Genomic DNA, 6,744 nt, shown 5'->3' on the forward strand with positions numbered 1-6,744 from the left:
TTAATTATGATATTAATATTTTAATTGAATCTGTAAGACGTCTTATACAGCAAATTAGGAAATATTATTAGGAAAATTTCATAGGAAAAGTACATCTTATTAGAAAAGGGAGTTGAATTGTATAATACATGCTATGGAGTAAAGATGAAGTTATGAAGAAAATTGATAATGAAGATTGTAAGAAGTACATTTCAATATATGCAGATATAGCCCGGGTGTTATCAAACTCAAATGATGTAGAGAAAATATATGAGTTGCTTAGAGGACAGACAATATCTTTTCCACAGAAGCTGTATTCCAAGGAATATATGCGGGATTATATTCAAAAGAATTATGGGAACGAGACGGCAAGAGAGATAGCAAGCTTTCTGGGAATAAGTGACAGGAGGGTGAGGCAGATAGCGAAGGAGAAAGAGTAGTATCAAAATGATAGAAAGTGAACATAACGTTTTGACATGTTTAAGTGAAAAAGAAATTATTAGCAGAAGGGGTGAAGTGTAATGATTATGAAAGAGAACAGGACATATGCCACAATTCTTTGTGATATTGGATTTACGGAGCAACTTTCCTATTTCTAATTCTTTGATCGCGTAAGAAAACTTATTTTGAGTATTTTCATTTTCAACATTTTGGTATATCATAAGACTAGCACCCTTTCTACCATTGGTTTAGTTTGATGTGGTAATCTTATTATACCAAAGAAATGGTGCTTTTTTAATTGTCAATGCACCAATTTATTGAATTGTTTAGCTTGAAAAATCAAGCGTTTCCACCTGTTTCAAAGGTGGGAAAGTTGAGTTAATTATTAAATTAAAAACTGGAAAATAACGTAGGAAGAATTCATGTGAAACATACATTTTGTTTGATAATAATTAATAAATGTATAATAGATCAAATACAGGTAAGAAAAAGGGGAAGGTAAAATGGCTTTGGTTAAGTGTCCTGATTGTGGGAAAATGATTTCGAGTAGAGCGAAACAATGTCCTGATTGTGGTTGCCCAGCAGAATTTTTTGTTAAAGAAGATATTAACAAGAAGGAAAATAAAGTGATTTTTCATATTGCCGGTTATGATGTTAGTTACCAAGATAGTGAAATACAAAGGAAGGTTGCAACATATTTAGGTGCGTTCATAAAAGCTGCTGATATGGCTTATGATGAAATGGTCGAAAAATATGAGTCATGTAAAAATATTAAAGAAGTTTTAGAAAAATCAAAAGGAAGTAATATAATTACTTTTTCTAATTATGTAGATGAAATAATAGATTCTCAATTAATGAATAAAATATTAAATCTTTTAGATAAAAAAATTTATTTTATTGTTTAATTAAATTATTAATTAGTAAAAATATTTTAAAAGATTAATTTATCTAAAAAATGATTAAAATCTTAATTTAAAGAATTGTTATTTGTACTTAAAGATTTTAATTTATTTTAGTATAATCTTTTAAAAGGTTGTGTTATTATTAAAGTTTATTATGAATGTGGGTCTTGTTTTTTAAGGCAAGCTAAGGAAGCCATTGACTTATCCACTGATGATGAGGAACTTAAGTTTAAATTGATTCAGGATGTTTTGGCATATGTCGGTGAAAACTTTTCCAAGGATTTGTCCTCAAACGCTACAGGTTCCAGGATTCACCAATACATCAAGGCCGAAACAGGATGTTATGATCCTTACTTCAATGAGAAAAAGGTAGGGAATGAAATTGCTCTGTCCCTAATGCCTCAGGTTAGGGAAATTCTTGAAAGGGACAATAGTTTGGAAACTTATGTAAAGATAGCTATTGTTGGAAATATTCTTGATTTTGGCGCTTTTGATTTGGATACAGACATAGAATCCCTTATTTTGGAAGGGTTGAATAAGGAGCTCCTAATCAATCGTGTTGATGAATTGGAGGATGCATTGAATAAATATGATAAGGTATTGTATTTGGTGGACAATACTGGTGAGATTGTATTTGACAAGTTGCTTCTTGAAAAAATCAGGGAATATGATGTTGACATTACAGTGGCTGTAAAGGAAAAACCTATTTTGAATGATGCTTGCTTGAAGGAGGCTTTGGAAGCAGGTCTTGATGAACTTGCAGATATAATCAGTACAGGTTCAGATTCAGTTGGAATTGTTGAATCCATGATTTCTGACGAATTCAAGGAAATCTTGCTTGATTCTCCATTTATCATTTCTAAGGGAATGGGGAATTTTGAAGGATTGACTGAAATGGATTTAAAAAATCAGGACGTTTTTCTTTTATTCTGTACCAAATGCCCTGCAATAAGTAAGGAATTAGGTGTTGATGAAGGTTCACATATTTTGACTGTTTTATAATTTGTTTTTAAAACTTTTGGATTTGACTTATTTTAATTTTTAAAAATTCATTATTTTAAAATGTATTTTTTTTTAAAATAGTTATTTTTCATTTTAATTTTATTATTTTAAATGTATTATTTTTAAATGTATTATTTAAATTGGTTATTTGTCATTAGGATAGTTATTATTTTTAAAAATTGGATGATAGGATGAAATTTGGTTTTATAGGATTTGGGGAAGTTTCATACAATCTGTCTAAAATCTTGATTGATTTGGGATTTGAGGTTTTGACTTGTGTTGAAGAGAGATCCGAGAAAACAAAAGAATTGGCTAATTCATTGGATATTTCTCTTTTTGATAGTTATGAAGAGCTTTCTAAAGCTTCAGACATTTTAATCTCTGCAAACAGTCCTCAAAATTCCTTAGGTATTGCAAAAAAATATGCTTTGCTCACTGAAGGCATATTTTTGGATTTAAATAATGTCTCTCCAGATACCACCAATCAAATTTCAAATCTTTTGTCTGAAGATCATTTTATTGATTCTGTAATTATTGGAAAGGCAAGTTCTCAAAAGATGAACATTTATCTTTCAGGTAAAATGGCTAATAAGCTTGTGAAATCTTTAAATGACTTAAATCCAGAAATTTCTCAAAGAATCAATATTGCGGTTGTCAGTGATAGGATTGGTGATGCATCTAGATTGAAAAACCTTAGAAGCATTTATACAAAAGGAGTTTCAGCTCTTTTGATTGAAACATTTGAGATTGGGGAAAAATTGGATTTAAGTGATGCCCTTTGGGAAATTTTGTCATTGACTGAAAATGGTGATTTTGAAGAGTCTTCAAAATCCAGAATTAAGAATTCCTATAAATCTTCCAAAAGGAAATATGAAGAGTTGGCAGAACTTTTAGACTTTTTAAACACTGTGGATGTTGATGATGATTCAAAAATCATGACGGCGGCCACTAAAAATAAGTTTAAAAGTTTAGAGAATAAAAAATAAGTTTAGTTAATAATTAATTTTCAAGAATAGATTTGTCTTAAGGATTACTTTGCAAAAATATTATTTGCTGAACTAAGTGTCATGAATTCTTATTTTTACTCTAAAATCATTTCTTTTGTTTTTAACTAGTTCTCCACTTACTGGAATGTATCTTGAGTCTAAAATGTATCTTAAATAGGTCACCTCTTTTGAGGGTAACTTCAAAGCTGTTTTTATTTTTATTTTAGGTTTCTTCTCTTTTATTTCACAAGAAATCTTATTGTCCTTGTCAACAAAGATTTTGGCCATTGTTCCATCATTCACCTTTTTGGCTTCGAATTTTGTAAGATTCAAGCCTGCTTCAAGTTCCATCAATGGTTTTAGTTTCAGATTCTTCTTTTTTCTGAATTTTTCATTTGCTTCCTTTGCAGGAACTCCTCTTGTGGTTTCCTCTGCAACATACCATGCCCTTTCTATAATCTTGTCCACATTCTGTTCCGGAGGAATGATGTCTTTTGATTCATAGTTTCTCATTAGTTTAAGAACCTCTTCCTTGGTCACTTCCTCTTCGAGGGCTGTGGCTGCAAGTCTTGTCATGACCGGACCGTATCCTGCCCTTCTGAAGCTTGCCCATAGGGATTCCTCTTCCTTATAGAATCTTCCTTCAACTATTTTGTTTATGACTTTTCCATTTAGATAGGCAATATTTGTTAGATTGGACCTTGAATAGGTGTTCATCTTGTGCATTAACTTCTTCAAGTCTCTTTTTCCAGGAATGTTTCCCTTTTCAATTTCCCTTTCAAGGATTTCGATTGTTGATTTTGGAAGCAATTTTCTGGTTTGATTGCTTATTTCCAGATTGTTATTCAGGATATCCTTTCTGATAAACCTTCCAGAGATTTTTCTAGGGGAATTCACTTCGGGAATAAGGTGAAAATTGATTTTATTTTCATATTTTGAGGATAGGAATTCATTTATTGCATACCATCTTATAACATTACGGTTTGGAAAGTCCTGAGGCATTCCAATGAAGATTCCCTGGTCAATGAATTTTTGAGCATAGTTTTTTATCTCTTCAAGGCTTATGTCTGCAGCGGTTATGTAGTCTGTAACTCCATCCTCATGCATTTGGGCAAGACGGATAGGTACGCTGTATGATAGGACAAGCCTGTGGTGTAATCCTTCAACTCCAACAACCTTGTCTGCACCTAATGCAAGTGCCATTTCACGACGAGCTTCAAAGGGAGTAAAGAAAGGAGCATGATTTGCACTGTATCCCTTATTCAAGTAGATTACAAGTTCTGTATTCTTCTCTTCTGCAAGTTCCTTTCCTTTTTTAATAAGCTCTTCATGACCTTTATGAACAGGATCAAAGTCTGCACTGATTGCTATCATATTCAAATTCCTTGAAAAATTAATTTTAAAAATAGTATTTTATAATTTATAATTTTCTTTATTTTAAAAAATCATTATTGGGTTTATAATCAATAATTTTAATTTTTAATTAATTTTAATCATAATCTAGTTTTTAAATTAGTTAATGATTTAATAAAAATAGTAAAAAAAGTATAAGTTATTAATTTTAAAATTAATAACTTCATTTAATTAATAACTGTTGTTTTTTAAGTTTAAGACTCCTGTAATTACTAACCATATTCCGATTAATGAACCGAGAACAAGTGGGTTGTTAATGTAGGTTCCAATGATTATGTAAATTACGCCTAAAAGAATTCCTAATATTCCCATCCAAAATCCGTACTTGTTGTCTCTGTTTCCTACAATAATTATTAATCCGATTATAATCAGGAATATTCCTGCGAGATATATGGTTATTGCAGCCAAGAATGAAAGAATGCTTGGATTGAATATTAATCCTAAACTTATTATTAACATTATTAATCCACAAATAATGTTTATAATTCCTTTTGTAGTATTATAATCTACTTCAGAAACTCCATTGGTTAATAAAAATATGGAAAGCAATAAGACAGATAATCCAAGTATATCTGCAGTACCTACTATTCCAATCATTGGAAATGCAATGATTATGAGTCCTAAAATAATTGCAATAATACTTAATGTAGTTTGTTTATGCAATTTGTTTCCTCCTAATTTTAAAAATCTATTTTTTGCAAATTGTAAGCAATATAATTTTAATTTTTATAATATTTAATAATTCTTATTAGTAATTTAATATTATATTGGTATTTATAAATATATCTTTCATTGGCTATTTTTCAAATTTATAAATCTAAATTTAAATGTTTATCTTTCATTGGCTATTTTTCAAATTTATAAATCTAAATTTAAAATTTTAATATGTTTAACATAGAATTTATTTTTTAATATTATAAAAACAATTAATATAAAGGCAAATGTTTAATAGGAGTCTTAGATTGATTTAAATTGGAAAATTTAACTTCAGCTTCCCATTCTTTCTTACATTCACAGTCATGGATGATTTGGCTTTGGTCGAAGTTTGAGTCAATTATCTTGTATTTCAATTCCTTGTTACATTTTTTACAATTGTATGGTCCTCTTCTGGAACCGAATCCTGATGTGTCCATCAATGCAGGAATATTTACGTTTTGCCTTATTCTATTTATCACTTCAATTGTTGACCATATCCAAGGAGGATTATATGATCCCCTTCTCCAAAGTCTTTCAATCAGGGTTCCCCTATGAATTGTTGCAGGACAGCATGAGACTCTGTCAACACCTAGTTTTTCACAGTAGTTTGCTGTTTCAATTGCCTCATCAATTGCTTCCTTTTCAGAGGTTAAAATAGGTTTAACAAAGATATAAGCCTTTGATTTAATATTATGCTTTTCCTTGGATTTTTTGATTATGTCTATTGCTTTTTCAAAGGTCCTGTTGTTGAATCCCTTGTTGATTTTATTTAATCTTGTTTTTTCATTGGATGTTTCAAGACCTATGCTTATTTCAAAGAGCTTGTCTGGAATAATTTCAAAAATTTCATCCAATATTTCTTCCTTAACATATTCTGGTCTTGATTCAACAACTATTTCGCTGATTTCCTCTGATTTTGCCAATTTGTTTAGAATATAATCTCTAGCTTCTTTTGGTACTTCTTCAGGGTTTAGAAAACTGCCAGAAGCAAATAATTTGATAGCTATTTTCTTTCCATTTTTATAATCTTCCTTATAGTTCCATTTATTCATTTCCTTTTCAAACAATTCGATTATCTTCTCATTTTCTATAGGTTTAAGATAACAGTCGGAAATGTAACTGCACATTGTGCATCCTCCGCTTGGACCTAAAGCCCATGAGCATCCTGGAGTTGGAAGAATAAGGAATAGGCATTTTCCTCTTCCTGAATATAAAAGATCATCCTGATACCAACTGGTTGAAAGTCTATCCAGTTCCTTTGGCTTTGCATATTCGATGGATTTGTCTCTAATATCTTTTGTTAATTCTCTAATTTCCATATTAAT

At 30.3% G+C, this 6,744-nt stretch carries 7 protein-coding genes; 4 read left to right on the plus strand and 3 right to left on the minus strand.

All coding sequences use genetic code 11. From position 1 onward, the window contains the following. Nucleotides 1–152 precede the first annotated feature (152 nt). The 4 genes from Q0138_RS01055 (at nt 153) to Q0138_RS01070 (ending at nt 3,310) form a co-directional block, all read left to right on the plus strand. A complete protein-coding gene (locus tag Q0138_RS01055; protein WP_297979717.1) occupies nt 153–419 on the plus strand; it encodes a hypothetical protein in 267 nt (88 codons plus the stop codon). Between the two features lie 504 nt (nt 420–923). Further along, complete coding sequence (locus Q0138_RS01060; protein ID WP_297979720.1) at nt 924–1,325, plus strand: hypothetical protein; 402 nt, start codon at nt 924–926, stop codon at nt 1,323–1,325. A gap of 138 nt (nt 1,326–1,463) precedes the next feature. Further along, nucleotides 1,464–2,324: an ARMT1-like domain-containing protein gene (locus Q0138_RS01065; RefSeq protein ID WP_297979729.1), complete on the plus strand. Its 861-nt coding sequence runs from the start codon at nt 1,464–1,466 to the stop codon at nt 2,322–2,324. Nucleotides 2,325–2,515: 191 nt separating this feature from the next. Beyond that, complete coding sequence (locus Q0138_RS01070; RefSeq protein WP_297979723.1) at nt 2,516–3,310, plus strand: NAD(P)-binding domain-containing protein; 795 nt, start codon at nt 2,516–2,518, stop codon at nt 3,308–3,310. Nucleotides 3,311–3,382: 72 nt separating this feature from the next. Here Q0138_RS01070 and Q0138_RS01075 read toward each other — a convergent pair whose 3' ends face one another. The 3 genes from Q0138_RS01075 to Q0138_RS01085 form a co-directional block, all read right to left on the minus strand. Further along, a complete protein-coding gene (locus tag Q0138_RS01075; RefSeq protein WP_297979725.1) occupies nt 3,383–4,684 on the minus strand; it encodes a cytidyltransferase in 1,302 nt (433 codons plus the stop codon). Nucleotides 4,685–4,894: 210 nt separating this feature from the next. Continuing rightward, entirely contained in the window at nt 4,895–5,386 is a 492-nt protein-coding gene (locus Q0138_RS01080; RefSeq protein ID WP_297979727.1) for a DUF308 domain-containing protein, read from the minus strand. A 263-nt stretch (nt 5,387–5,649) separates the two neighbouring features. Continuing rightward, nucleotides 5,650–6,738, minus strand: a complete 1,089-nt coding sequence (locus tag Q0138_RS01085; RefSeq protein WP_297979730.1) for an archaeosine biosynthesis radical SAM protein RaSEA — start codon at nt 6,736–6,738, stop codon at nt 5,650–5,652. Nucleotides 6,739–6,744 lie beyond the last annotated feature (6 nt).

This window comes from uncultured Methanobrevibacter sp. (genome assembly GCF_937906425.1).
GTDB lineage: Archaea > Methanobacteriota > Methanobacteria > Methanobacteriales > Methanobacteriaceae > Methanobrevibacter.

Excerpts from the sequence above, each read along its gene's own strand:
- Q0138_RS01055 (WP_297979717.1), top strand. The coding sequence starts at position 153 with ATGAAGAAAATTGATAATGAAGATTGTAAGAAGTACATTTCAATATAT.
- Q0138_RS01060 (WP_297979720.1), top strand. The coding sequence starts at position 924 with ATGGCTTTGGTTAAGTGTCCTGATTGTGGGAAAATGATTTCGAGTAGA.
- Q0138_RS01070 (WP_297979723.1), top strand. The coding sequence starts at position 2,516 with ATGAAATTTGGTTTTATAGGATTTGGGGAAGTTTCATACAATCTGTCT.
- Q0138_RS01075 (WP_297979725.1), bottom strand. The coding sequence starts at position 4,684 with ATGATAGCAATCAGTGCAGACTTTGATCCTGTTCATAAAGGTCATGAA.
- Q0138_RS01085 (WP_297979730.1), bottom strand. The coding sequence starts at position 6,738 with ATGGAAATTAGAGAATTAACAAAAGATATTAGAGACAAATCCATCGAA.